The sequence below is a fragment of the Halomicronema sp. CCY15110 genome (assembly GCF_016888165.1).
Lineage (GTDB): Bacteria > Cyanobacteriota > Cyanobacteriia > Phormidesmidales > Phormidesmidaceae > Halomicronema.
Map to the genome: position 1 here is coordinate 1 of NZ_JACSWC010000372.1, position 3,198 is coordinate 3,198.

Here is a 3,198-nt window from a genome sequence, read left to right on the forward strand (position 1 = left end):
GTTGTCTGCCTTTGAGGCGATTTCCCGCGTCCTTACCTCACAACAAGCTGATTGGCTACTGGGTTGAGCAATTACCCTTATTTTTCTCTGTCCTTTACGTTAACCCACTACCTCATTTTGAATATCTCTATGGAGCCAGCCATGTCCGAGGTCGTCTCTCCTTCCCTACCCAGTTATCCCCAGACGCTCAAAGCCTTCTGGATGCCCTTCACCGCCAACCGCCAGTTTAAGACTAGCCCCCGCATGGTGGTGGCAGCCCAGGGTATGTACTACACCACCGCTGACGATCGCCAGATTTTGGACGGCACCGCTGGCTTGTGGTGTGTCAACGCCGGTCATGGGCGCAAAGAAATTGCCGACGCGGTCCACCAGCAATTGCTTCAGCTCGACTACGGCTCCGCCTTCCAGATGGGGCACTCCGGCCCGTTTCAATTGGCGGAACGGCTGGTGCAGTTGCTCCCTGGCGATTTGAACCATGTCTTTTTTACCAACTCTGGCTCGGAAGCGGTGGATACGGCGCTGAAAATGGCGATCGCTTATCATGCGCTGCGCGGAGAACCCAGTCGTCAACGGTTGGTGGGACGGCAGCGGGCTTACCACGGGGTGAACTTAGGCGGGGTCGCCGTGGGGGGCATTGCGACCAACCGCAAATTTTTCAGCGACCTGACTCCCGGCGTCGATCACCTCGGCCATACCCACCACCTGGAGCACAACGCCTTTAGCAAAGGTCAGCCGCAGTGGGGCGCAGCACTGGCCGATGAGCTGGAGCAGGTAGTCGAGCAGCGGGGGGCAGAGACCATTGCCGCCGTCATTGTGGAACCCGTTTACGGCGCGACGGGCGTACTGGTGCCCCCGGTGGGCTATTTGCAGCGGTTACGCGAGATTTGCGATCGCCACGGCATCCTGTTGATTTTCGATGAGGTGATTACCGGGTTCGGTCGCCTGGGGGTGCCCTTTGCGGCGGAATACTTTGGCGTCCAGCCTGATCTGGTGGTCGCAGCCAAGGGCATCACCAACGGCAACATCCCGATGGGGGCAGTGTTTGTGCGCCAGGGTCTCTACGACACATTCATGCAGGCGACCGACAGCGGCATCGAGTTTTTCCACGGCTACACCTACTCGGGTCATCCGGTTGCCAGCGCCGCTGGCCTCGCCACCCTCGATATCTACGAGTCAGAGGGATTATTCAGCCGCGCTCAATCGTTGTGGGCCGACTGGGAAAGTGCAGCCCACAGCCTCAAAGGCACTCGCCACGTCATCGACGTGCGCAACCTGGGCCTGCTCGCGGGCATCGAACTGGAGCCTGCCGAGAAACCCGGTGCGAAGGGCTTTGAGGTATTCCTGCGCTGCTTTGAGGCGGGAGTCTTCGTCCGCGCCGCTGGCGACAATATCGCCCTCTCGCCGCCGCTGATCATTGAGCCATCGCACATCGACCAGATCTTCAGCACCCTAAAAACCGTGCTCAATCAGGTTTAAGCCCAGACCTCCGAGGTTTTGAAAACCTCGGAGGTCTGAGCGCTAATCCTCCAAAACCACGGAGTGCCATTCCTTGCGCTGGTCGCCCGTAATGTCCATCATGACGTGCTTCACCACCGTGAACTCCTCGATCGCGTAGTACGACATATCCTTACCGATGCCGCTCTGCTTAAAGCCCCCGTGGGGCATTTCACTGGCGATGGGCAGGTGGTCATTGATCCACACCGTACCGCAGGCCAGCGCCGCCGACAGCCGCATCGCCCGCTGCACATTCAGTGTCCACACGCTGCCCGCCAAGCCGTAGGGCACATCATTTGCCAGCGTGATCGCCGCTGCCTCGTCGCTAAAGCGGTTCACCGTCACCACCGGGCCAAAAATCTCCTCCTGCACACAGCTTGCCGCCTGGGGAGCCTCCACCAAAATCGTCGGTGGATAGAAAAATCCCGGACCATCGGGTAAGACGCCACCCGTCGCGACCTGGATGCCCTGCTGCCGCGCCGCCTGCACATAGCCATCCACCTTTTGCCGCTGGACATCGCTGACCAGCGGCCCCATGTCGATCGCGTCAAACGGCCCCCCCAGACGGATTTTTTTCGTCAGCTCTGTAAAGCGCTCTAGAAAGGCATCGAACACCTCATCCTGCACGTAGATGCGAGTCGCCGCCGTGCAGTCCTGCCCCGTATTCATAAACGCCGCCGGAATCGCCCCCCGCGCTGCCGCTTCGATATCCGCATCGGCAAACACCACAAAGGGAGCCTTGCCGCCCAGTTCCAGCGTCACCCGCTTCACCAGCGGACTCGCCAATTCTGCTACCCGCTTGCCCGTGCGCGTGCTGCCCGTAAAGGTGATCATCCCGACATCAGGATGGGTGCAGAGGGCTTCCCCCACTTCCGCATGCCCCGTCACCACGTTGATCAACCCGGCAGGCAAACCCGACTCCAGGGCAATCTTGGCCAGCTCAATGGTCGTGATCGGCGTGTTGGGGGCAGGCTTGATGACGACGGCATTCCCCGCCGCCAGGGCTGGCCCCAACTTCCAGATGGCCATCATGAAGGGATAGTTCCAGGGCGCGATCGCCCCCACTACCCCAATCGGCTCCCGTCGCGTAAAGCTGGTGTAGCCCCCCACAAACTCGCTCGCCGCCGTACCTTCTTGACGGCGCACCACGGCCGCAAAATATCGCAAGTTATCGATCGCAAAGGGAATATCGCCCCCGGTCGTCAGCTTCATCGGCTTGCCAACATTTTGGCTCTCCAAGCGCGCCAGTTCTTCACTTTTGGCCTCTAACGCATCGGCAAACGCCATCAACGCTGCACTGCGCTCACCGACCGACAGCGCCCCCCACGCTTTTTGCGCCGTTTTGGCTGCGGCCACGGCCTTGTCAACATCGGCAGGCGTGCCTGCCGCGACAGTCGCAAAGACTTCGCCCGTGGCCGGGTCGATCAAGTCTTGGCTCCCACTCGCCACCGTTTCTTCACCAATTACCATCGGGTAGTGGGTCAGGTTTTTCAAAGTTTGCATAGCTCACCTGCCTTTGGGGTTCAGTCTGCGAATATTTCCAACCTTATACCCTGTTTCCAAGGACGATGAACCATCAAACTTGACAAAGCGAAATTTGGTAGTCCCTAACGGGTAAGGATACGGTGCTGAATTTCTAACGAAGAGGCGATGCCGCGATGGCAAAACTCTGTAAACCTGGAATCAGATTGAGATTGATTCAAG

2 protein-coding genes are annotated in these 3,198 nt (G+C 59.2%); one reads left to right on the forward strand and one right to left on the reverse strand.

Going from position 1 to position 3,198, the window contains the following annotated elements; genetic code table 11:
• Positions 1-141 precede the first annotated feature (141 nt).
• A complete protein-coding gene (locus JUK32_RS18410) occupies positions 142-1,476 on the forward strand; it encodes an aspartate aminotransferase family protein (RefSeq protein ID WP_204140330.1) in 1,335 nt (444 codons plus the stop codon).
• Between the two features lie 42 nt (positions 1,477-1,518).
• Here JUK32_RS18410 and JUK32_RS18415 read toward each other — a convergent pair whose 3' ends face one another.
• Positions 1,519-2,997, reverse strand: a complete 1,479-nt coding sequence (locus JUK32_RS18415; protein WP_204140331.1) for an aminobutyraldehyde dehydrogenase — start codon at positions 2,995-2,997, stop codon at positions 1,519-1,521.
• Between the last annotated feature and the right edge of the window lie 201 nt (positions 2,998-3,198).